The 22772-nt window shown below is 41.7% G+C and carries 19 protein-coding genes; 8 read left to right on the top strand and 11 right to left on the bottom strand.

The window, feature by feature from the left end:
* Positions 1 to 2: 2 nt before the first annotated feature.
* Positions 3 to 1658, bottom strand: coding sequence for an alpha/beta hydrolase-fold protein (locus ACP2AF_RS09935; protein ID WP_425236001.1), 1656 nt, complete (start codon positions 1656 to 1658; stop codon positions 3 to 5).
* 118 nt (positions 1659 to 1776) lie between these two features.
* The gene (locus ACP2AF_RS09930; protein WP_425236000.1) at positions 1777 to 3255 is read right to left on the bottom strand and encodes a nucleoside hydrolase-like domain-containing protein; all 1479 of its coding nucleotides are present in this window, start codon (positions 3253 to 3255) and stop codon (positions 1777 to 1779) included.
* 157 nt (positions 3256 to 3412) lie between these two features.
* Here ACP2AF_RS09930 and ACP2AF_RS09925 point away from each other — a divergent pair, with 157 nt between their 5' ends.
* Positions 3413 to 3559, top strand: a complete 147-nt coding sequence (locus ACP2AF_RS09925) for a hypothetical protein (RefSeq protein WP_425235999.1) — start codon at positions 3413 to 3415, stop codon at positions 3557 to 3559.
* Positions 3560 to 3614: 55 nt separating this feature from the next.
* On the opposite strand, the gene folD is transcribed toward ACP2AF_RS09925, so the two are convergent.
* From folD to ACP2AF_RS09900, 5 genes are all read right to left on the bottom strand, one after another.
* The gene (folD, locus tag ACP2AF_RS09920) at positions 3615 to 4499 is read right to left on the bottom strand and encodes a bifunctional methylenetetrahydrofolate dehydrogenase/methenyltetrahydrofolate cyclohydrolase FolD (RefSeq protein ID WP_425235998.1); all 885 of its coding nucleotides are present in this window, start codon (positions 4497 to 4499) and stop codon (positions 3615 to 3617) included.
* Positions 4500 to 4535: 36 nt separating this feature from the next.
* Positions 4536 to 4928, bottom strand: a complete 393-nt coding sequence (locus ACP2AF_RS09915) for a four helix bundle protein (RefSeq protein WP_425235997.1) — start codon at positions 4926 to 4928, stop codon at positions 4536 to 4538.
* Positions 4929 to 4996: 68 nt separating this feature from the next.
* Positions 4997 to 6325, bottom strand: a complete 1329-nt coding sequence (gene ffh, locus ACP2AF_RS09910) for a signal recognition particle protein (protein WP_425235996.1) — start codon at positions 6323 to 6325, stop codon at positions 4997 to 4999.
* Positions 6326 to 6568: 243 nt separating this feature from the next.
* On the bottom strand, positions 6569 to 7030 hold the full coding sequence (locus ACP2AF_RS09905; protein WP_425235995.1) for a hypothetical protein: 462 nt from the start codon (positions 7028 to 7030) through the stop codon (positions 6569 to 6571).
* Positions 7031 to 7093: 63 nt separating this feature from the next.
* Positions 7094 to 8860 (bottom strand): hypothetical protein, encoded by a 1767-nt coding sequence (locus tag ACP2AF_RS09900; protein WP_425235994.1) that lies wholly within the window; start codon positions 8858 to 8860, stop codon positions 7094 to 7096.
* 105 nt (positions 8861 to 8965) lie between these two features.
* Here ACP2AF_RS09900 and ACP2AF_RS09895 point away from each other — a divergent pair, with 105 nt between their 5' ends.
* The 3 genes from ACP2AF_RS09895 to ACP2AF_RS09885 all read left to right on the top strand — a co-directional run bounded on the left by ACP2AF_RS09895 (position 8966) and on the right by ACP2AF_RS09885 (position 13206).
* Positions 8966 to 9478 carry an RNA polymerase sigma factor gene (locus ACP2AF_RS09895; RefSeq protein ID WP_425235993.1) on the top strand — a complete coding sequence of 171 codons (513 nt, stop codon included), beginning with the start codon at positions 8966 to 8968 and terminating at the stop codon, positions 9476 to 9478.
* Positions 9479 to 9776: 298 nt separating this feature from the next.
* Positions 9777 to 10688 carry a FecR family protein gene (locus ACP2AF_RS09890; protein WP_425235992.1) on the top strand — a complete coding sequence of 304 codons (912 nt, stop codon included), beginning with the start codon at positions 9777 to 9779 and terminating at the stop codon, positions 10686 to 10688.
* Positions 10669 to 13206: a TonB-dependent receptor gene (locus ACP2AF_RS09885; protein WP_425235991.1), complete on the top strand. Its 2538-nt coding sequence runs from the start codon at positions 10669 to 10671 to the stop codon at positions 13204 to 13206. The genes ACP2AF_RS09890 and ACP2AF_RS09885 overlap by 20 nt, the downstream gene beginning before the upstream one ends.
* Here ACP2AF_RS09885 and ACP2AF_RS09880 read toward each other — a convergent pair.
* Positions 13203 to 14105, bottom strand: coding sequence for a Brp/Blh family beta-carotene 15,15'-dioxygenase (locus tag ACP2AF_RS09880; RefSeq protein WP_425235990.1), 903 nt, complete (start codon positions 14103 to 14105; stop codon positions 13203 to 13205). The two genes, ACP2AF_RS09885 and ACP2AF_RS09880, sit on opposite strands and share 4 nt — an antisense overlap.
* An 83-nt stretch (positions 14106 to 14188) precedes the next feature.
* On the opposite strand from ACP2AF_RS09880, the gene ACP2AF_RS09875 reads away from it, so the two are divergent.
* Positions 14189 to 14932 carry a bacteriorhodopsin-like gene (locus ACP2AF_RS09875; protein ID WP_425235989.1) on the top strand — a complete coding sequence of 248 codons (744 nt, stop codon included), beginning with the start codon at positions 14189 to 14191 and terminating at the stop codon, positions 14930 to 14932.
* A gap of 258 nt (positions 14933 to 15190) precedes the next feature.
* On the opposite strand, the gene argS is transcribed toward ACP2AF_RS09875, so the two are convergent.
* Positions 15191 to 16996 (bottom strand): arginine--tRNA ligase, encoded by a 1806-nt coding sequence (gene argS / locus ACP2AF_RS09870; RefSeq protein ID WP_425235988.1) that lies wholly within the window; start codon positions 16994 to 16996, stop codon positions 15191 to 15193.
* A gap of 114 nt (positions 16997 to 17110) precedes the next feature.
* Here argS and ACP2AF_RS09865 point away from each other — a divergent pair, with 114 nt between their 5' ends.
* Genes ACP2AF_RS09865 through ACP2AF_RS09855 form a run of 3 tightly spaced genes read left to right on the top strand, consistent with a single transcriptional unit; the run spans position 17111 to position 20455 of the window.
* The gene (locus ACP2AF_RS09865) at positions 17111 to 17536 is read left to right on the top strand and encodes a hypothetical protein (protein ID WP_425238026.1); all 426 of its coding nucleotides are present in this window, start codon (positions 17111 to 17113) and stop codon (positions 17534 to 17536) included.
* The gene (locus ACP2AF_RS09860; protein ID WP_425235987.1) at positions 17533 to 18960 is read left to right on the top strand and encodes an SDR family oxidoreductase; all 1428 of its coding nucleotides are present in this window, start codon (positions 17533 to 17535) and stop codon (positions 18958 to 18960) included. The genes ACP2AF_RS09865 and ACP2AF_RS09860 overlap by 4 nt, the downstream gene beginning before the upstream one ends.
* On the top strand, positions 18944 to 20455 hold the full coding sequence (locus ACP2AF_RS09855) for a BCCT family transporter (protein ID WP_425235986.1): 1512 nt from the start codon (positions 18944 to 18946) through the stop codon (positions 20453 to 20455). Before ACP2AF_RS09860 ends, ACP2AF_RS09855 begins: the two co-directional genes overlap by 17 nt.
* 82 nt (positions 20456 to 20537) lie before the next feature.
* Here ACP2AF_RS09855 and ACP2AF_RS09850 read toward each other — a convergent pair whose 3' ends face one another.
* Together ACP2AF_RS09850 and ACP2AF_RS09845 are read right to left on the bottom strand one after the other, a co-directional pair.
* Positions 20538 to 21440, bottom strand: coding sequence for a LamG-like jellyroll fold domain-containing protein (locus ACP2AF_RS09850; protein WP_425235985.1), 903 nt, complete (start codon positions 21438 to 21440; stop codon positions 20538 to 20540).
* A 254-nt stretch (positions 21441 to 21694) separates the two neighbouring features.
* On the bottom strand, positions 21695 to 22489 hold the full coding sequence (locus tag ACP2AF_RS09845) for an endonuclease/exonuclease/phosphatase family protein (protein ID WP_425235984.1): 795 nt from the start codon (positions 22487 to 22489) through the stop codon (positions 21695 to 21697).
* Between the last annotated feature and the right edge of the window lie 283 nt (positions 22490 to 22772).

Here is a 22772-nt window from a genome sequence, read left to right as displayed (position 1 = left end):
TTTTATTTATAGCGCCAACTGGTTAAATCCGCACCTTTGGGTGCACTTTCCGCAATGCGTTTCATAATTTTAGGTACATACATGCTATTATATCGCAAACGAGATATATGATTGGGTTGCTCTGGGTTTCCGTTCCAACAATGTTCTGCGCGATTCCCATACAGTACTTCACCCTCGTAGTAGGGGTCGGTCGTACTCTCCAAAAAATCCTCCATTAAGTAGACGGCATTGTTTAAATAGTAATTATCCATATCTCCACAGTAAATATGGATCTTGCCCTTTAGACGCTCTCCCAATTTATCCCAATCCCGCTCCAAAATATGGCGTAGATCATAGTTTTCCTTCCAGTATTCCGCTACCTTATGATCTATGTCACCAGTCATTTTATCCCATAAACGAACCGGGTAGCCATCCTCACCTTGTGGAGAATAGGTGGCCTCCCAAATATCCCACTGCTGACCGGAGCGGCTTTTATCCCCCAAAACCAACTCAAAATGATTGTATTCCCTAATCGTGGTCTGTACATGTCCCAGATAATTTCGGTGTCCCGGGACTTCCAACGGCTTATGGTCACTTTCATAAAAATAGGCATTCTTGTCATTATAGATATCGGTAAGACAATAGGCCCTAAAATCAATGGGGTCCGGGCAAGCGGCAAAGCAACCATTATATTCCTCCGGATACTTAACTTGTACCGCCAGGGCTTCCCATCCTCCTGTAGATCCGCCATATAAAAAGCGTGACCAACCTTCCCCCATGCCCCTGAACGTCTTCTCGAGGTATGGAATCAACTCATAGGTGATGGCATCACCATAAGGTCCCTGACTTGCTGAGTTCACTGCATAGGAGTCATCATAGTACGGGGTAGGATGCTGGATTTCGATAATAAGAAACCTTGGGAAATCAGGTTCATTCCAACGTTTATAAAAGTCATAGGCCTCCTGCTCCTGAACAATATTGTAACCTTGTACATCAAATCTTTCCGAGTACTCAGGTTCCATATTTGGGTCGGGAGGGGTGGTTCGGAATCCACCGAAATCACTTGGAAAATGTCCATGGAAAATCATCAATGGATATTTGGCCTCGGGGTGTTCCTTAAACCCTTTGGGCAAAAGTACGTGGGCCCCTAGGTACATATCCCTCCCCCAGAATTCGGAAAGTTTCTCGGACTTGATTTTTACATGTTTTATCCATTCCGTATCCTCTGGTTCCTCAATTGGAGGAATCACCTGATCCATAACTACGTTTATGTTTTCAGCACCCTCCTTGGTAATGGTTATTTTAAGAGGTTTGCTATACAGATTTCCAGGTGATTTGTTCCATTGTTGGCCCTCACCCCTATCCATAGGCAGTTTTACCGTGTGACCTGTAGATAGGTCAAAGGTTTCATAGACGTGTAAAAGCGCTTGAACATGGTATTCCCCTGGCGGGACATCGGACAAGCTGTTATACGGAAAACCAAAGACATCGGCATCGAACTTCTGTATCTTACCAGCCTTCATTCCTTCGACGTTCATTCCAAAAATGATTTGTGTATCAAGGCCTGTATTGATCTGAAAACGGGGTTCGTCTCCATCCTTGTCCGACAGCATTAAAAGGAGCCGTCCATCCAGTTCCCCTTTCTCCAAAATCTCAGAAAAAGATACATTTATAGCCATTTGTGATTTTTTTTCTACTTCCGACCGACAACCTGTTAAAATACTAAGTAAGGTGATGGAAAAAAAGAGGTGTTTTTGCATAAACTCGTATTTAGCTGGTTTTTAAGTAGTATGATAATTAATGTTCTACCTTCAATAGTATTCTTTTGTAGCCGGTTAATGGAATGTCCCCATCATCCACTACCCTTAAAACAATAGAAATGGACGTACCTTTGGCCCTCCTCGGAATATTGACCGCAACCCTTGTATTGTCCGTGTCTTCAATAATGGTATTATCCGCCTCCATAAGAGTTCCTGGCACTGGATAGACTATCCAATTGAAGCTAAGGTTGTCCCCATCCGGATCTATGGAATTTGAGGCGTCCAAAGTAATTGTGCTTCCCGCTTCTACGGGGATTTCTACATATGCGTCCTCTGGATTACCGGATATTACAGGAATTGGGGCATGGTTTACCCTATCTTGATCCTCGGATCCCCAATGTGCCCTAGCCGCAAAATCATTCTGAAAATCGGTCCGCCATCGAAATACAGTTGCCATGGATGACATTCTCCAAGCCTCTTTGTCCTTGTCAAAATATTTGTCCTGCACATCCCTAAAAAAGTTTGGGCGTTCTTGTTTAAAACGACCACCCCATCCTCCCCAATGCGGATAATCCGGAAAGTTCAGCCCATTGGAAAGAAAATACAGCCAAGAGGGAGAATCTCCTTCCTTCAGAGCCATATGTGGGTTGAGCTTTTTACCTCCGGTATAGGCTTCATCCGGATACTCGCTGGCCAAGGGATTTTTTCCTATTATATTTTCATTAAGCCATTCCCGTGATGTTGAAGAAATATCTCCTCCAAGAAACATTCCTCTATAGGATGAAGCCCATTTATCTCCGGATGGGTCAAGTGCCAATATCAGCCAAAGCTCCGGAAATTCTTGGATAATCCATTCATTGGATGAATCTTGCTTCCCAATAAAATAGACCTTTAGCTTTTTAACGAATGTTGCCAATTCTTCCCTGGAATGTGTCTCCTTTACCTTCCACAACGCCTGAGCCAAATCACAAGCCCCGCCCCATACGGCAACATTGATAGGTCCGCTAGATTGCTTCACCGATTCAATGATCCAATCGGAGCCTTCCGTATCATGGCCCGGGCCCACATAATCGGTTACCGGTATTTTTACACCATTATTATTACTCCCCTTTTTTACAAGCGCATGCAGGTAATCCGCAGTAGGATAATGAGGGGAATGTAATTTTAACCTGTCCTGTATCAATGCGTATTTTGAAATCAGGTTATGTAGTATATCATCCCGGATCAATGGGGGTTCATGGTCGTAGTTTGAATCGGCATTGGCTACGAACCCTAAGAAATCAAACTCGTTGGCATAGTGTAAAAGCCGTACAAATGACTGCTGATCATCAGGATCCTGGCCAATATCCGTGGTTACTATCAGCTTAGGTCTTTGTGCATACAGGTGTGAAACCGACAAAAAAATGATACTAATCTTCAACCAAAAAGCACCGGTTCGTAAACTTGAAAGACTAGACTTTACCCCGCTATTTACTTCAACCGTACTTCTTTTAAAGCTAAAATCCAATTTTATCATAGTATCTTTTGGAGAATATCGAATTCTTTGGCTAAAACTTAGCACTCAATTCCCACAAAAGGTACTCATTTCCCATTAACCATCAAATACCAAATATCGGATTTCACCGTTATTAAATTACGGTAGCTCGATGAAGACACCTACTAAATTATCAGCTATGAGGAAACTAATTTGTGTTGGGCTTATTTTGGCCATGGTTATAGCCATAGGAAGTTGCAGTTATGATGACAGCAATGATTTGGATGTACTGACTCCCAATGACAGTACGCAAACGGCTATAGGAGATAATCCTGATTCTCTTTAGCAGGAAAAACAATTTCCACGTTTGATTTAACCTGGTAGATACTCGTAAAAGTCGGTTACTTTTTACTTCTATGCCTTTTTCTGGCCAGTAAGGTGTTCTTTAGCAACATGGCAATGGTCATTGGGCCTACCCCACCTGGAACGGGAGTTATAAAGGATGCTTTTTTAGAAACCTTTTCAAAATCCACATCACCGGTAATGTAATAGCCTCGCTCCCGGGATTCATCCGGTACCCGGGTAATGCCCACATCAATAATTACCGCTCCTTCCTTTACCATATCCGCCTTTAAGAAATGGGGCACGCCCAAGGCCGAAACAATAATATCCGCTTGCAATGTCAATGCCTTGATATCTTTGGTACGACTATGCGTCAATGTCACCGTACAATTTGCCGCTTTTCCCTTTTGACTCATCAGTATGCTAATAGGCCTGCCCACAATATGGCTTCGACCGATGACCACAGCATGCTTACCTACCGTATCCACCTCGTATCGCCTCAACAATTCCATTATGCCAAAGGGAGTAGCAGAAATAAAAGTTTCCATATCCAGAGCCATTTTTCCAAAGTTGGTCGGGTGAAAACCATCTACGTCCTTATCAGGATGTACGGCCATTAATACCTTTTCCTCATCAATGTGTTTGGGTAAAGGTAATTGCACGATATAGCCGTCTATGGCTTCATCCAAATTCAATTGTTCCACTTTTTCGAGTAATTCTTCCTCTGAGGTTTCTTCGGGCAAATGTATAAGGGTGGATTCAAAACCGATTTTCTTACAAGACCTTACCTTACTACCCACATAGGTGAGGCTAGCACCGTCATTCCCTACAAGAACTGCGGCCAAATGTGGTACTTTTTCACCACGTTCCTTTATTTGGGTAACCTCAAGGGCTATTTCTTCCTTTATCTTATTGGAGATTGTTTTTCCGTCTAATAATTTCATTATTGGTTCAAAGTTTAAGGTTTAAAGTTCAAGGAGCTATCGGTTAAATTTAGAACCTTTAAATTCCGACTTGATAAGATAGGTCATGAATGAACTTATTTTTTTACTTTCCAGGAGTACTTTTTGGATTTGAATCTCAAAAGTTTCTTGATCAATATGTTTTCTGTCCAAAGCTCTATAATACTGGGATCGTAATTCGCCGCATGAAGCTTTTGCAATACTCAGAAATTGAATAAACTCTTTATTTCCATTTCTTTCAAAGCCTTCAGCAATATTATCCATTATGGAGCCTGAACATCTATCCATTTGATCACGAAGCGCATAATTCTTTCCCAAACTTGTAGTTTCAATGAAATTATGGATATCATTGCATATTTCCCGTGCCAGTTGCCAAATTTCCAAATCCTCGAACCGCTCAACTTTTCCCATTATGATAAAATCTAGACCATTCAATCTTCTTTGGACCTTGAACTTTGGACCTTGAATACAAAAAATAATTATTTCATTTTTTGCATCATCTGCATCATCTTCTTGCCGCCACCGCCTTGCATCATTTTCATCATTTTGCTCATTTGATCAAACTGCTTGAGCAATTGATTTACATCCTGAATGGTCCGGCCGCTGCCCAAGGCTATCCTCTTTTTACGACTAGCGTTCAATTTGGAGGGGTTTGAGCGTTCGTCCGGGGTCATGGAATGGATAATAGCCTCGATATGTTTAAAGGCATCATCATCTATATCCATACCTTTAAGTGCCTTACCAGCACCTGGAATCATCCCCATAAGGTCTTTGATGTTGCCCATTTTCTTTATTTGCTGAATCTGGCTTAGGAAATCATCGAACCCGAACCTGTTCTTGGCAATCTTTTTCTGGATTTTCCTTGCCTCTTCTTCATCAAATTGTTCCTGGGCCCGTTCTACCAATGAAATCACATCGCCCATTCCCAAAATACGATCGGCCATTCGTGACGGATGGAAAACATCTATGGCTTCCATCTTTTCGCCGGTACCAATGAATTTAATGGGCTTATCCACAACGGATTTTATGGATATAGCCGCACCACCACGGGTATCTCCATCCAATTTGGTAAGGATTACTCCATCAAAATTCAAGACATCATTAAAAGCCTTGGCCGTGTTTACTGCGTCCTGACCGGTCATGGCATCTACAACAAAAAGAGTTTCTTGCGGTTGTATCGCGGCGTGGATATTTGAGATTTCGGTCATCATTTTCTCGTCGACCGCCAAACGACCGGCAGTATCTATGATGACCACGTTGTTCCCATTGGTCTTAGCTTGGGCAATACCGGCTTTGGCAATGGCTACTGGGTCGTTGTTCTCCCGATCGGAATACACTTCAACCCCAATCTGTTCCCCTACGATATGCAACTGATCAATAGCGGCAGGACGGTATACATCACAGGCGACCAATAAAGGTTTCTTGGATTTTTTACTCTTAAGAAAATTGGCCAGTTTTCCTGAAAACGTGGTCTTACCCGAACCTTGAAGACCGGACATTAGGATTATGGATGGGTGTCCGGACAGGTTGATGCCTTCGGTTTCGCCACCCATAAGTTCCGTAAGTTCATCCTTTACGATCTTTACCATTAATTGGCCGGGCTGTAGGGTGGTCAATACATTCTGGCCCAAGGCCTTTTCCTTGACCCTATTCGTAAATTCCTTGGCAATCCTAAAATTGACATCGGCATCCAACAAGGCCCTACGGACCTCTTTGGTGGTCTCCGCAACGTTGATTTCGGTTATCTGCCCATGTCCTTTAAGGACATGGAGTGCCTTATCCAGCTTTTCACTTAAATTATCAAACATCGTCTTACATCCTTTTTGAAGAAAAGCAAATTTAAGAATTACCAAGGGAAAGAGATGGGGTTGAAGGGAAAAATGTAATGAATAGCATAATCCTGATGGAGATACGAAAACCGGCCTGAGGTTTTCCCAATGGCCATGGTCTTATGAATCCAAGGCCCTCATCATAAGATTTAGGACAAAAAACAAAAAAACACCCATCTTTCGATGGATGCTCTTTTTTGGGATATGGGGCAAAAAAGGCTTCTAAATCTTTTCAAAAGTTAGATAATCGGTACTTCCGTCATCTACACTTGTGTCCCAAAGTTCTATTTTGGAATTGGTATATTTTAGGATATCCCAATCATCTGCCAATTCCTCAAAAATATCGGGAGAAGCAAAGAAGACATTAAAATCTACATCACTCTCGCCGTCGTCGTTATTACTATTCTCCGATTCTGTTATGGACCATGCACCAGACAACGACGTACTTCCATTGGTGGCCCCGAGGGTTCCATCCGGATTGAAAGTAAAAACATATCCAACGTAGTTACTTGTCTCCTCAACATCGGAATCCGCATAGAAGGTTATTTTCCATTCGCCATCGGTCACCATAGCTTTTACCTCTTCCGTGTTGACCATCATAATTTCATCGTCTCCATTGTTCTCATCGGTACTACAGGAGACCAATACAAAACTCAATACCAGTAGGTTAACAATTCTCTTCATGGGTTCATGTTTGTAGGGGTAAAAAGGAAATCCCCGATGTTAAGACATCGGGGAGATTCCATATTATTGCATTATTCGTTCCAGTACCAATTGGTCATATCCATCATCATCATTCTCATGTTTCAATTCCAAACGGCTTTCGTCTACTTCTACAATAATGTAGTCATTGGCCAGCGGATAGAAATTGCTTCCTGCACCAAAGGCAATGATCAATTCCAAACGATTCTCGGTGTTGCGATACAAAAACCATCTCCCATTGCTAATAACCTCTTGAGTAGCGTTTCTGACTTCAAGACTACCATCATCACCTATGAAAAGGGTAACGTCATTATAAGCGTCTGTGGTGTCATCTCCATTCTCAGAAAATAGGGCGATTTCCCATTCGGTATCACTGAACAATTCCCTGATGAAGCTTACATCCCCGTCGTCATCATCTTCACCATCACAATTTCTGACCAAAACCAATTCGTAAAAGGTGCCTTCCACATTAAACTTTAGGTATCTGTCCTTCATATCGGATAATAACCACTCGAAACTTACTCCTGGCTCGTCGCCCATAGTAATGGCCATGACGAGACGTCCTTCATTATTGGTAGTTATGGCCCATGTACCTTCAGAAACTGTATCCCCATCACTTAGGGTCACCACTCCATCCCCCATGAATTCGAATTCAAAGCCCAACAACCTATTCAAGTGGTCACCATTGTTTTTTACTCTCTTAATGATCCAGCTACATTCCCTTAGTATTTCACGTAGGCCATCCGGATTGTTATCCTCTTCACAGAATTGTTGCATAATAATCCTGTTCCCTTCCCCGGCCAATAATTTAATCTTATGCTCTTCAATTTCATAGACCAACCATTCCAAGCTAAAGTCTACCAGAACATCAAACTCCATTTTTAAAAGGGCGCCATCATCACTTGCACGGGTACTCCAAGTTCCCTCCAAGTTGTTACCTTCTCTATCCTTAACGGTTACGGAGCCATCTTCCTTAAAATTCATCAAGTATTCAAAATATTGATCGGTTTGGTTTACACCGTCCCTTTTTACTTCCTTAACCAACCAAGAACATTGTGTTAGGCAGAAATCCAATCTTTCCTCATCAAAATCATCGTCATTGTAATCGTTATCATCGTCCTCATCACAGGCCTCTTTGGCATTCTCAATGGCGTTGGCCAATTCTGCATTGGAATCAACAACTATTTCCGTACCATCAAACAATTTTAAAGTCACGGGAAATTGAATACTGATCAGGTCTTCTTCATCCAATCCGGCGAAAAAACGTCTCATTTCCATATCGCTCTCCACAGCGACATTTCCGGTTTGTTGTTTGTTGATGTCAAAGGTGAACAAGGTAATAGGATATACAAAGTCTATACACTCTATATCATCATCATCGCCACCTTCAATACATTTCTCCGCCCATTCACGTAGATCACCCTCGCCATTAATGGTAATCTCCGTGTAATCTCCTAAAGTAATGGTGATAGGAAAAAGAATCTCCAAAACATCCTCATCATCCTCCAAGGCGTCAAAAATTTCCTCGATCAACTCAAGGTCCTTTACTGCATTGATGGTCAATTCCAATCCATTTACCTCAACAGTATAAGGGAAACGGACGTTAAAACAACTAGAACCATCCACAATATTATCAAAAGACCCATCATTGGAAACGGTCTTTTCTACCAGTTGCGCCGTAGACGAACTCGCCATAATGGTTTCTTGTTCATTCTCTCCTGGGAGTTCCTCATATTCCGTTTGGCAGGAAGAAAAGGTAAGCGCAAATGTTAGTAGGCTTGCGTACAGTGCGTAATTCAAAAACTTTCTCATAACGATTTGGATTTTTTTGTTCGTTCGTCATTAAAACAACCCATTTGAAAAATACCCTACTTTATTTTCGATTTTTTCAAATATCTTTGACGCAAAACCAACCCATTGAAAACTGAATCTCAGGACAATGTATGTGAAGAAGCGGTGTTTAGTTCGCTCTTCAAATCTAATTCCAAAACGGTTTTTAACTATATATATTATAAGTTCGGGAATGAAGAGAAAGCCTATGATGCCGTCCAGGAAGCATTTCTAAAGCTTTGGGAAAACTGTGCCAAGGTTAGCCCAGAAAAGGCGAAGTCCTATGTATATACCGTTGCCAATAACCTTTACCTCAATGTCATCAAAGCCGAAAAGGTACGTCTAAAGTATGCCGACAAAACATTGAACAGCACCAATGAGTCGCCGGAATTCTTAATGGAGGAAAACCAGTTTAAGGAGAAATTGGACCAAGCGTTGGCCCGTTTACCGGAGAACCAACGTATCGTTTTTTTGTTGAATCGAATCGATGGAAAAAAGTATGCGGAGATTGCCGAAATGGAAGGGGTAAGTGTAAAGGCTATAGAAAAAAGGATGCATTTGGCATTGAAGACGCTCCGTGAACAGATCGATGGGATTTGAGGTTTGAGGTTTGAGGTTTGAGGTTTGAGGTTTGAGGTTTGAGGTTTGAGGTTTGAGGTTTGAGGTTTGAGGTTTGAGGTTTGAGGTTTGAGGTTTGAGGTTTGAGGTTTGAGGTTTGAGGTTTGAGGTTTGAGGTTTGAGGTTTGAGGTTAAGATGTAAAGTTTAAAGTGCCGAACTAGGAAATCATACACTTCATTATGATATGTTGTGAACAACTGACAACAGATTACACAAAACCAAATATAGAAGTAGGGTTTTTTGGTAGTGAATTGTTATTAAGGTGTAAAGCTAGAAATCATGCAAGAAAATTACTTGGCAAAATGGCTCAACAATGAACTTTCCGAGGAGGAACTCGCGGAATTTAAAAAATCCGACGAGTATACCACCTACCGGAAGATTCTTGAGGCCTCCGGTACATTGGAAGGCCCTGATTTTAATGTAGATCAGGCATTGACCGCTTTAAAGAACAAGCGTGAACTTACGGCCCCAAAAGTGGTGCAATTACATCCTTTCCGAAAGTTCTTGCGAGTAGCGGCGGCCATTGCCGTATTGCTTGTTGCTTCATACTTCTATTTGAATTCCCTGGATGAGAATGTTTCCACTCAATTTGCCGAAAACAAGGAAGTTGTACTTCCGGACAATTCCGAAATTGTATTGAACGCCGATTCTGAAATTTCCTATAGCGAAAAAGCGTGGGATAAAGAACGTAACATAGCCCTAAAGGGTGAGGCCTTTTTTAAGGTGGCCAAGGGAAAACGTTTCACCGTTTCCACGGAGAGCGGTACCGTAGCCGTTTTGGGCACACAATTTAATGTGGAGAACCGCAATGGTTTTTTTGAGGTGACCTGTTACGAAGGGTTGGTAAGCGTTACCTTTAACGGTACGGAAACCAAACTGCCCGCGGGGGATTCCTTTCTGGCCATTAATGGAAAAATTGCAAAGGGCAAAGTGGTCAACATTTCCCAACCTTCCTGGATGAGTGACGAAAGTTCCTTTAAGAGTATTCCATTACAATATGTTTTGGATGAATTTGAAAGGCAGCACAATATTACCGTTGAAACCAAAAATATCGATTTAAATCAATTATATACCGGCACTTTTAGCAACACAAATGCAGATTTGGCGTTACAGAGTATAAGTGTTCCTTCTCAAATAAAGTTTAAATTAGAGGGGAATAAAGTGCTATTCTATGCTGAAAACGCACCCTAAACGCCTTATATTCTTTTTTTCTTTCTTACTGTTTCTGGTTTTCGTACAAAACGGAATTGGCCAGGATAGAGCAGGCACTACGGAACCATTGATTTCTTATCTCCAAATCTTGGAGAATCGATTCGAGGTCAAATTTTCCTATGTGGACGAGGATATTAGAAATCTTCAGATCATTGTTCCGGAAACTAACGAACTTCAGAAAATCCTTTCTGAAATTCAGGCTCAGACCCAGCTAAAAATTCAGCAGCTTAACGAGCGATATTATACGCTTACCAAGAGTAGCACCGTAGATATTTGTGCCACGGTATTGGACAATTTTAAACAAAATACGGTTATGGGGGCGACTGTTAAGGTATTGGATTCCGAAGTTGCGGTCATCACTAATTTGGATGGAACTTTTTCATTGACCAATATTCCTAGAAAGGCCGTATTGGAAATTAAGCATTTGGGGTTTAAGACCCTCTTTATAAAGGCAGAGGAATTAACCGCCACCCATCCTTGTAAAACGTTGTTATTGGCCCAATTCTACCAACAGTTGGACGAGGTAATCGTGTACCAGTTCCTTACCACGGGAATCATAAAGGAGTCCGATGGGAGCATTCAAATGAATACGGCAGAATTTGGTATCCTTCCCGGTTTGATAGAACCTGATGTATTGCAGACCGTACAAGCCTTACCTGGAATTAAAAGTATAGATGAAACTGTTTCGGACATCAATATCCGTGGGGGTACCAACGATCAGAACCTTATGCTATGGGATGGTATCAAAATGTATCAGTCCGGTCATTTTTTTGGGCTTATCTCCGCGTTTAACCCCTATCTGACCGATAGGATCACCCTCATTAAAAATGGGACTTCGGCCCAATACGGCGATGGTGTTAGTGGAGTTTTGGATATGCGTACCAAAAATGAAATTACAGATACTTTTACAGGAGGTGCAGGGGTAAATCTTATTGGAGGGGACCTATACGGTCAATTACCCTTATCCGATAAATTAGGCTTTCAGTTCTCCGCACGGCGTTCCCTTACCGATTTTTTGGAAACCCCTACCTATGGCCAATTTGTAAACCGTGTTTTTCAGGACACGCGTGTAACACAAAATAGCGACTTCTATTTTTATGATTTTACAGGGAAGCTACTTTATGACATTAATCCAAATCAGAAAGTACGTCTAAGTTTTATCAATATCAACAATCGGTTGGATTATCAGGAAACGAACACGGACAGTTTTAGAAGTTCGGTAAGCACCTTAGATCAAACGAATATTTCCTTCGGCGGAAGCTTGGAAAGCCAGTGGACCGATCGATTCTCTTCCCATCTTAATCTATACTATACCAATTATAATCTGGATGCCGAAAATAGTACCGCCAACGGCCAACAAATCCTTTTCCAGAATAACGAAGTGATAGAAACGGCCCTGAAATTAAATACCCATCTTCAGGTTAATGAAAGCTTGAATTGGCTTAACGGGTATCAACTCACGGAGACCGGGATTCGAAATATTGCCGATGTTACCCAGCCTCCTTTCAAGAGCAATGTAAAAGGTGTGATCAGAACCCACTCCCTTTTTTCGGAGATCGAACATACATCACCGGACAGCAAACTTATGGCGCGCGCAGGAGCCCGACTCAATTATATTCGGGATCCCCAAACGTTCGACTCTTTTGAGAAGGCGATTATAGAACCTCGGTTAAATATCAACTATGCCCTGGCCAAAAATTTCAGGGCGGAACTCTTAGGGGAATTTAAGAGCCAGGCTACCAATCAAGTGATTGATTTAGAGCAGAATTTTTTGGGTATAGAAAAGCGCCGCTGGATATTATCCGATAATGATTCCCTACCCATAACGCGCAGTAAACAGGCTTCCATCGGTCTTAATTACGATCATCCAAAGCTCTACGTTGGGGTAGAAGCCTTCTATAAGGAGGTAAAAGGAATCAGTACGGAAACGCAAGGCTTTCAGAACCAAAACCAATTTGATGGGGAAATAGGACAGTACGAGGTAAAAGGAATAGAATTCTTAATCAATAAAAAGACCAATGATTATAGTGTTTGGTTAAGTTATACCTACAACTTTAATAGATATACCTTTCCCGAAATAAATCCGACAGAGTTCCCCAACAATTTGGACATTCGGCATAACCTCACCTTTGCCGGCACCTATACCTATAATGATTTCAAGTTTGGCATAGGTCTAAATTATCGTACCGGACGGCCTTTTACGGAACCTGATCCGGATAATCCCATAGACACCACCTTTTTTCCGTTTCGGGTCAACTTTCAGAATCCCAATAGTAGTAGATTACCCGAGTACCTCAGGGCAGATGCATCCGCAGTATATGAATTTGACCTGAGCCGGAGATTTAAAGCTTCGGTCGGGGCTTCCGTATTGAATTTTACGGATCGAAGAAATATTCTAAACACCTACTACCGCATCAATGACTCTGGCGAAGTAGAAGCTATTGAAAATGTTTCCTTGGGCATTACCCCAAATTTTAGTTTTAGGGTACGGTTTTAATCATGGTGGAGCCTACTGATTACAAAGACATGAGGAAATGTAATTGCCGCGAGAAACGAAAGAAAAAGTGAAAGTGATGCTTGCAAGTCGTCTTTAAGGATAAATAAAATTCCCGCCGAGCCCAGTGCGGCCACCAACCAGTATATGAAAGACGATTTTATATATTTCAAAAAACTATGCCTTGTTAAACCGCCGTAGAGGAAAACTATCTGATCGGCTATAGATGGCAAAGAGTGCCAAAGTATGAAGTAAATGGCGAAGGACCATAGCAAAGAGGCCGTACTAAATACTACAAGGAACACCACTAAAAAAAATAACTGCTTTACCGGATGAGCCTTAATCCGTTTTTGGAGATATAACAAAAGAAAGATAAGCGCTGTTAGGAAGCCACAAATCCAAACGCTCCATTGGTAGTAGGCCTGTGGAATATTATATTTAGTTATCCTTTCAATTACGGAAGAAACCGTTTCCGGGTGTGCTTGGAACAATATGCTCAAGACCAAAAGACCGTAAATAAGTTCCAAGGCAGGTTTCAAAAGTCCTTTTCCTTTTAGTTTTGGAGCCCAATGTTGCTCCCCAAAATGATATGCACTTACAACGATGAATAAGAAAAAAGCAAGGCCTGGTAAAAAATAAAAAAGGGCAAATCCCAAAATCACGACCGTAACGTATAAAAAAAGTATCCTTAAAAAAGGCTTCTTACCACTGTTATTCCCAGTACTTTTTCGAATTAATTTCAAATCATTTGCTCCATGTAGCATGCCAAAAGTGAGAATGAGAATGTAGGCAAGGGTATTCTGTACCACGTCATTAAAAAAGATAGCGACCCACAAAGAGAAAAAGGTGGCCACTATGGCAATATTGGTCAACTGTGAAAAATAAGCACCCTTAAATTTCATTTTGTTTAAAATTTTAACAAAAAAATTAAACAATTAATGTTTAACGTTTTGTAAATTTACTTAAACAAAATAATTAATTAGCTATGTTTATTGAAAATTTTATGACTTCTTTGCCGTTGGTTGCTAAAATGGCTACCAATGATTATGTCGGTTTCACCTTCTTTGTAGGGTGCATGGCCATGATGGCTGCTTCTGCTTTTTTCTTTTTTTCTATGAATAACTACGATCGGAAATGGAAAACCTCCATACTTGTCTCCGGCCTAATTACTTTTATCGCTGCCGTACATTATTGGTACATGCGGGACTATTGGGCAGTGAATGAGGAATCACCGACTTTCTTTCGTTATGTGGATTGGGTATTAACAGTTCCGCTAATGTGTGTTGAATTTTACCTAATTCTTAAAGTCGCCGGAGCAAAAAAATCCCTCATGTGGCGGTTGATCGTTCTATCCGTAGTTATGCTAGTTACAGGATATTTCGGGGAAGCCGTATATCGCGATCAAGCTTGGTTATGGGGCCTTATTTCGGGAATAGCTTATTTCATTATCGTTTATGAAATATGGTTCGGTTCAGCGAAAAAATTGGCCGAAGCGGCTGGTGGGTCCGTGCTAAGTGCCCATAAGACGTTATGTTGGTTTGTTTTGGTAGGATGGGCCATATATCCCATAGGTTACATGGCCGGAACCCCAGGCTGGTATGAAGGAATTTTTACAGGATTGAACATGGACGTTATTTATAACATTGGGGATGCCATTAATAAAATAGGATTTGGCCTTGTGGTCTACGGATTGGCCGTGGCCCAAACCTCAGCTACCCAAAAGGACTAAAACATTTCTTCAAACGGAACCTAATTCAGTGGTCCCAGTTTTGGTTTAGTTGGTTAATAAGAGGGGCTGTCTCCTAGGACAGTCCCTTTTTTATGTTCCCTTAGGTGGCATAGTCCCATAGATTATCTATTGGGATTGGAACCATCAAAACACCTTCACAGGCGTTACCCCCCAAATTTTAGTTTTAGAGTACGGTTTTAAATAAATCGAAGAATCAAAAAACCACATTCATACTTAGATGAAGGGACCCGTTTGGGTCTACATCCGATCCGGTACCTGGATACCCAAAAGTTGGAACGCTGATTGGATAACCTCCCCAACTTTTTTGGACAAACGTACCCGTAAAATTCTCTTATTTTCATTGGCCTCCCCGAGAATGGAAACCTGCTGATAGAACGAATTGAATTCCTTGACCAAATCGTACACATAATTGGCAATAAGGGCAGGACTATAGTTTTCAGCAGCAAGACCAATAACCTCAGGAAAGAGTTGAATCTGTTTGATCAATTCTTTTTCCTTGGGATGCAACTCTTCGACTACCTGCCCGACAGAGTCATTCAGGCGGGCGCTCAGAGTGACACCCTGGTTTGAATCGGCCTTACGAAGTATGGACTGTATCCGCGCATAGGCATACTGGATAAAAGGCCCTGTATTTCCCTGAAAATCCACCGATTCCTGTGGATCAAAAAGGATGCGTTTTTTAGGGTCTACTTTTAGAATATAGTATTTTAAGGCTCCTAGCCCTATAATGCGGTATAACTCCTGTTTTTCGGCATCCGAATAGCCTTCCAGTTTTCCCAGTTCTTCCGATAGTTGGGCCGCAGTTTGCGTCATATCCTCCATCAGATCATCTGCATCTACTACAGTCCCTTCCCTACTCTTCATTTTCCCACTGGGAAGGTCTACCATTCCATAGCTAAGATGATATAAGTTTTTGGCCCAGGAGAATCCCAGTTTTTTTAAAATCAGGAAAAGTACCTTAAAATGGTAGTCCTGTTCATTGCCAACAGTATATACCATCCCATTAATATCCGGATAGTCCTTAACCCGTTGTATGGCCGTACCGATGTCCTGGGTCATATAGACCGCTGTACCATCGGAACGCAACACTATTTTTTCATCCAGTCCCTCATTGGTAAGATCGATCCAGACACTTCCATCCTCCTTCCTATGGAAAACTCCCTTTTTGAGTCCATCTTCTACTACATCCTTCCCCAACAAATAGGTATCGCTTTCGTAATAGAGCTTATCGAAATCCACCCCTAAATTTTTGTAGGTTTCCTCAAAACCGTTATAAACCCAGCCATTCATGGTAGTCCAAAGAGCAACTACGGTATCGTCCCCAGCCTCCCATTTGCGGAGCATTTCCTGGGCTTCCAATAAAATAGGCGCCTCTTTTTCCGCCTTGTCCTTTTCAATTCCTTCGGCCATCAATTCTGTAATTTCAGCCTTGTATACCTTATCAAAAGCCACATAGTATTTCCCCACCAGTTGATCGCCTTTCAATCCGGTAGTTTCTGGAGTTTCCCCATTTCCAAGGCGCTGCCAGGCCAACATGCTTTTACAGATATGGATACCCCGATCATTAATAATCTGGGTTTTGTATACCTTTTTCCCCGATGCCTTCAATATTTCCGCCACGGAATACCCCAGTAAGTTGTTTCGAATATGCCCTAAATGCAGAGGTTTGTTGGTATTGGGCGAGGAATACTCCACCATAATGGCATCGGTATCCCCGTTTACGACATAACCATAATTTTCTGTTTCATAAATTGAATCAAAAAAGTGGAGGTAAAAAGCATCGTCGATAATCAAATTCAAAAATCCTTTGATTACATTAAAATCGGAGATTTCCCCCACTTGCTCTTCCAAAAATGCCCCGATTCGCTTTCCAATTTGCTCAGGATTTCCCTTTATATGGCGTAACATGGGAAAAACAACCACGGTAATATCGCCCTGAAAATCCTTTCTGGTGGGCTGAAATTCCACGGAAGGCAACTCAATATCAAAAATGGATTTTACGGCTTCCTTTACCTTGGTCTTTAAAATGCTTTGTATATCCATTAAAACTTGGGTTATGCGGCTGCAAAACTACATTTTTTTGTGCTTTTACGAATGCAATTGTCCTATTTAAGTGTGGTTTCAGTAACTTTATGGAGCTACAGAAAAAGAAAGCCCATGCTATTGAACGTATCGTACAGCGATAAAAAAATTACCGAAAAAATCGATTCGGAAGTTGGTAAGCCTTTTACGCTAAAGGAACGATGGGCGATGGGCGGGATCGGATCTCCGAGGTTGTTCATTACGGAAACCAGTATTGAAATTCGCAATCTACTTATTTTGGACAACAATCGGGATCAATGCAATATTGAAATGCGGCCCAAAGGGATTATTGTCCGGTTTCGTTCCTTATTGGAAACTTTTGCCCTGATCATACCGTATTATAAATTGACCATATATAAGGGGGAACTGGCCAAATATTCCATTTATCGGGATCATCATTTTATTAAGGTTCAGGCAGATACCAAGGCGATACAGAAGTTCTTCAAAAAGATTTTGGACTATAAGGCCAATAATAGGCCTACTTCAATCGAGGATTTATGAAAATCCTGCTTACAGGTGCCAATGGATATATAGGTATGCGATTGCTGCCCCAATTATTGGATCTGGGGCATAAAGTGGTCTGTGCCGTCCGGAACGAAAATCGTTTGTCCATTGATACCGAAACCAAGGCACTCGTAGAAATTGTGGAAATTGATTTTCTCAAGGAATTTCAAGAGAGTTTGCTCCCCAAGGATATTGATGTGGCGTATTATCTTATCCATTCCATGAGTTCCTCTACCGTCGATTTTGATGAGAAGGAAGCCCTATCCGCCAAAACCTTCAATACGTATATGGCAAGAACCCAGGTGCAACAGGTGGTTTATTTAAGCGGCATTGTAAATGACACCCAACTGTCCAAACACTTAAGTTCCCGTAAAAATGTGGAGGACATTCTATATGGCGGAAAGTTTGACCTTACCGTTCTTAGAGCCGGAATTATCGTGGGTTCCGGTAGTTCTTCCTTTGAGATTATACGAGACCTGTGCGAAAAGTTACCCTTTATGATAACCCCAAAATGGGTGTTGACCAAAACACAGCCCATTGCCATCCGTGACGTCATACGATTTCTCATTGGAGTAATCGGGAATGAAGACACTTATAACGAGTCCTTTGATATTGGAGGTCCGGATATACTCACGTACAAGCAAATGCTTCAGCAATATGCCAAAGTCCGGGGGTTTGAAAATTGGATTTTTACGGTTCCCGTAATGACTCCAAAGCTATCCTCCTATTGGCTCTATTTTGTAACCTCCACTTCCTATAAATTGGCCGTAAACCTCGTGGATAGTATGAAAATGGAGGTGGTGGCCAAGGATAATCGCTTGCAAGAACTTTTAGGAATACGTACACATACCTATAAAGAGGCCATTGGTATGGCCTTTAAAAAAATTGAACAGAACCTTGTGGTCAGTAGCTGGAAGGACAGCATGGTCAGCGGTCGCTTTAAAAAGAACCTCGAAAAATATATCCAAGTCCCAAAGTATGGGGTTCTGAAGGATGAAAAAAAACTTGAGATAAAAGATAAGGAAAGAGTACTACGGAATATCTGGAAAATTGGCGGGGAAACGGGTTGGTATTACGGGAATTGGCTTTGGAGGGTACGGGGGTTTTTGGATAAGCTCAACGGAGGTGTGGGATTGCGAAGGGGACGTACCCATCCCGATAAAATTTATCCCGGAGATTCCCTGGATTTCTGGCGGGTACTTTTGGCGGACAAGGAAGCCAAAAGACTGTTGCTTTTTGCAGAAATGCGATTGCCCGGGGAGGCTTGGCTGGAATTTAAAATCGATGAGCAGAACGTTCTTCACCAAACGGCCACTTTTAGACCTAAAGGGTTACGGGGCAGATTGTACTGGTACAGCATACTTCCTTTCCATTATTTTATCTTTGAAGGAATGATCAGGAATATTGCCAAAGCTAAATAGTATTGTAATCGAGTTACTACAACTTTTAAAAAAGAATTATTTACTATCCGTTTCCTTAGGAATACTATTTCTGTTTTCCATTATTGTCCTTTTTGCCACAGAAGCCAGCTATGATGCCATAGAATCCGCTTCAATTTGGGTTCGAAACTACTTCGGTTATTTCTATCTGTATCTAGGATTGGGCTGTGTTCTCCTACTTTTAACAGTGGCCATTTCTCCCTTGGGCAGGATAAGGCTCGGTAAAAAAAACCAGAAACCGGAACATTCCCTCTGGGCATGGACAGCCATGCTGTACAGTGCGGGTATGGGTGCGGGAATTTTGTTGCGCGCTGTTCAGGAGCCCGTTTTTATGTTTCAGAATCCGCCTTATCCTTCCGAATTGAAACCCGAGATTTTGGCCCTGGAGTTTACGTTTTATCAATGGGGGTTTACCGCATGGGCCTTTTACGGCCTCTTTGCCATGGTCGTTGGATACGCCTTATTTGTAAGAAAAAAAAGGGTTTTGGTCAGTTCTGCGATAGAAGATACCATTCCCAATACAGTAGCAAGAAAGGGAATAGATGTCATGACCATTCTTACTACAGTTTTTGGGCTTATTGCCGCCATAGGACTCGGAACGGCGCAGATTAACGGGGGGTTGAATCATTTGTTTCCGTCTAGTTTTGGTTTGGGTACTACGCTTCTTCTGGCCGTTTTGATTTCCACAATTGCCTTTTATTCGGCTTGGCAAGGGGTAGATCGAGGTATCAAGGTCATTTCAAAATTCAACATTGTTATAACCCTTCTCTTGTTGTTCTTTGTATTCATCTCAAGCGATTTGGGCGCTATTTTAAGTTCTTTGGGAAGCGCTACCTTACAGTATATATTGGACTTTATTCCAATGAGCCTCGCTTGGGGCAAATTTGATCCGGGCATTGCCTTCCTAACGGACTGGACCTTTTACTATTGGGCCTTTTGGTTGGCCTGGGCCCCGTTTACGGGCATCTTTATCGCACGGATTTCCAAGGGCCGGACATTGCGTCAATTGTTATTGGGGGTTCTGATCATCCCTTCATTGGGCACCTTTTTCTGGTTCTCCGTTTTTGGCACCTCGGCCTTTCAAGTAATAGAAAGTTGGGGTACATATGCCAACGAGTTTGGCAATGTGTTCTCCTCAATTTTTGTGTTTTTTGAGAACTATCCTATGGCCGGCCTTCTCAACTTGACCACTGTTTTGCTTTTGATAAGTTTTTTGGTGACCTCGGTGGATTCGGCCGTTTTCGTACTCAGCATGTTTACGGATCGCGGGAAAAGGACACCTCGTAAGAGTCACAGACTCCTATGGTCCATTTGTATTCTTTTAGCTACCTTGGCCCTTATCCTATTGGGAAATGCCAAGCCGGAGATCGATGTTTTGGTCGCGGTCCAAAAACTACTGATCATTACGTCATTGCCCTTTGCCCTTTTTATGGTGGTAATGACCGGTATTTTTCTAAAGGAAGTTTGGAAAGGCTAGGTCTCCATAAATCATTAAAAGGTTCTGTAGGCAAATTAAATGAACAGAATCTAGAAGAAAGCGAAGTTTCAAAAAGCGTCACTCATTTTAAAATCGTGTGAACTCCATTTTCCAGGGAATAAAGTGCCTTAATCTCGTTTTCGGTAAGAGCTCTATTGTAAATGGACAAATCGTCCATAAACCCAATATAGCTTAGTCCCAAATAGATGTTGGACCGATCTAATTGCCAGGTGAAGGAATCGGTAATATCCGGCCTTGTTCCTTTCAATTCCCCGTTTAAGTAAAGGGAAGCTTTGCCTTTTTCGGTATTCAATCGGGAAAGGTTGATGAATACATGTGTCCATTCCCCTTTGGCGAAAGGAGGATTGCTTACGGGTGCGAGTTGTGGCAGAAAAAGATCATCCTCATCTTCCAATCCATCGGGGTTCCAGATATTTCGATCTCCGATGACACCTAATCTGAAGTCTCTGGGGTTATTTTCGGTAAAATCTACCCAAATGGCGGCATCGTTATAACTAACATCCGTAATTTGAATGGGGTCACAATAGCCCGGTTCCAGATCGGTGGCTGGGTCAAGACTTAACCAAAAAGAAATGGCCCCGTTCCAATTCTCCTTGCTATACGCTATGTTCCCAGTACTGGGATAGTAGATATATCCCTTACTACGCTCGGTAAATTGGAGCCCATGGCCATATTTGCCCTTGCCCTTCTGGCGACTAATATCAGGTTTATGCAGGCCAACTTTGGAAGAATCGAGGGAATCTCTGTTGGCAACGGTATACATGAGGGAATCCCCGACCGAAAAATCGGCATTGACCCCGGTATCAAACGAGGCATAAAAACTGAGCGCCTCCTTTAAACCGTCTTCCGTTGTATCTTCTTTAACCTCTTCTTTTTTAACATTTTTCTCTTTACAGGAGGTCAATCCAGTTGTACATACTAGGATAATCGGTGCAATGTATTTAGTGATATATATTTTAGTCATGGGGTTTCGTATTCAGAATGGTCCAGCTCCTAAAGTACATAAATATTACATATCCTAATAAGAATACATGGCAATTGGGTCCGAAGTATTTAAGAGATATCCATTTTACCGGACTACATCTGAGTTCTTCATCTAACAAAACTTTCATAAAAGAGTCGCTTCATGATCAAATCGAAAAAAAAAATTGGCTCCGGTTGAACACCTAATGGATAGGATTAAATCTATCGTCCTTATTGTATATTTTATCTATTTCGTTATTCACCTAGCAATTCCAGGGTGACCAGATAAGCGCAATGATCGGAGGCAATAGTATCTTTGATAACCTCGCGCTCAATTATTTTCCAGCGGTCTTTGGGATAAAACATTACGTAGTCGATTTTTGTCTTTGGGTTATCCGAAGGATGGGTAGGTTCTGGGCTTTCTTTATCGTAGGTCGCCTCCCAAACTTCCTCAAGGATGGAAATGGGCCCACTTCCTGGGGTCGCATTTAGGTCTCCGGCCAATATGGTAGGGTACTTATTCTTGGAAAATATCTCGTTTATCTTCTTGGCCTGCAATTCCCTTCCAACATTACCCTCATGGGCAAAATGTGTGCCTACAAAAGCGATCGTATCCTTTGAAGGTAATTCCGCCACTATTTCGATGGCGGCCCTTGGTTCCTGTCCCGAAATGTAGGGAAGGGTTACATTTCTAGTGCTTAAAAATGAGAGTTTGGACAAGATTCCTTCGCCATACTCTCCACCATCATAGTACATCGCCCTTGCGAATATGGGAGCCATTTGGGTCCTCCAACCCAATTCAGTGGCCAGATCATATTTCTTGGACCTGTTCACTTTATAATCTACTTCTTGCATGGCCACAAAATCTGGATCCGCATCATTAATAAGTTTGGCCAATACATCTAAATTAAAATCACCCTTTGTAGTTCTTCCCCCAAGAATATTGAACGATAGTACTTTTACAATTCTTTTGTTCTCAACTTTGATTTGAGTGTGCACAGGCGCAAAGGTGAGAAGGCCTACTATAACAATCGATATTTGCAATTTCATCTGCTTCATAGTTTTTCCGGATAAAGATTATTCTGTTATTCAGTTTAAATATCAGTAATCCAATTTAAAATTTAGACATTATCAGGAAATAATCTGAAGAAAGCCAATAACTAAAACGTTACAGAACAATGGCTCTTATAAAAATTGGCATTTCTTGGTACACCTTCTTTCCTTTTAAGCAACCATTTTTATTAAGCTACAATATGATGAGGTTTTCAATCTTGTAATACTATGGGCTATACAAGTTGGATTATCCTTTTATTTGCCAGCAAAACGGAAAAGT

Origin of the sequence: Ulvibacterium sp. (genome assembly GCF_965248315.1) — a bacterium.
Lineage (GTDB): Bacteria > Bacteroidota > Bacteroidia > Flavobacteriales > Flavobacteriaceae > Ulvibacterium.
This window is presented reverse-complemented; position numbering and strand designations above follow the sequence as displayed.

Coding starts and splice junctions, on each gene's coding strand:
- ACP2AF_RS09925 (WP_425235999.1), top strand. CDS start 3,413: ATGAGGAAACTAATTTGTGTTGGGCTTATTTTGGCCATGGTTATAGCC.
- ACP2AF_RS09875 (WP_425235989.1), top strand. CDS start 14,189: ATGTTTATTGAAAATTTTATGACTTCTTTGCCGTTGGTTGCTAAAATG.
- ACP2AF_RS09880 (WP_425235990.1), bottom strand. CDS start 14,105: ATGAAATTTAAGGGTGCTTATTTTTCACAGTTGACCAATATTGCCATA.
- ACP2AF_RS09885 (WP_425235991.1), top strand. CDS start 10,669: ATGCTGAAAACGCACCCTAAACGCCTTATATTCTTTTTTTCTTTCTTA.
- ACP2AF_RS09935 (WP_425236001.1), bottom strand. CDS start 1,658: ATGGCTATAAATGTATCTTTTTCTGAGATTTTGGAGAAAGGGGAACTG.
- ACP2AF_RS09865 (WP_425238026.1), top strand. CDS start 17,111: ATGCTATTGAACGTATCGTACAGCGATAAAAAAATTACCGAAAAAATC.
- ACP2AF_RS09850 (WP_425235985.1), bottom strand. CDS start 21,440: ATGACTAAAATATATATCACTAAATACATTGCACCGATTATCCTAGTA.
- ACP2AF_RS09900 (WP_425235994.1), bottom strand. CDS start 8,860: ATGAGAAAGTTTTTGAATTACGCACTGTACGCAAGCCTACTAACATTT.
- ffh (WP_425235996.1), bottom strand. CDS start 6,325: ATGTTTGATAATTTAAGTGAAAAGCTGGATAAGGCACTCCATGTCCTT.
- argS (WP_425235988.1), bottom strand. CDS start 16,996: ATGGATATACAAAGCATTTTAAAGACCAAGGTAAAGGAAGCCGTAAAA.
- ACP2AF_RS09930 (WP_425236000.1), bottom strand. CDS start 3,255: ATGATAAAATTGGATTTTAGCTTTAAAAGAAGTACGGTTGAAGTAAAT.
- ACP2AF_RS09845 (WP_425235984.1), bottom strand. CDS start 22,489: ATGAAATTGCAAATATCGATTGTTATAGTAGGCCTTCTCACCTTTGCG.
- ACP2AF_RS09915 (WP_425235997.1), bottom strand. CDS start 4,928: ATGGGAAAAGTTGAGCGGTTCGAGGATTTGGAAATTTGGCAACTGGCA.
- ACP2AF_RS09860 (WP_425235987.1), top strand. CDS start 17,533: ATGAAAATCCTGCTTACAGGTGCCAATGGATATATAGGTATGCGATTG.
- folD (WP_425235998.1), bottom strand. CDS start 4,499: ATGAAATTATTAGACGGAAAAACAATCTCCAATAAGATAAAGGAAGAA.
- ACP2AF_RS09890 (WP_425235992.1), top strand. CDS start 9,777: ATGCAAGAAAATTACTTGGCAAAATGGCTCAACAATGAACTTTCCGAG.
- ACP2AF_RS09905 (WP_425235995.1), bottom strand. CDS start 7,030: ATGAAGAGAATTGTTAACCTACTGGTATTGAGTTTTGTATTGGTCTCC.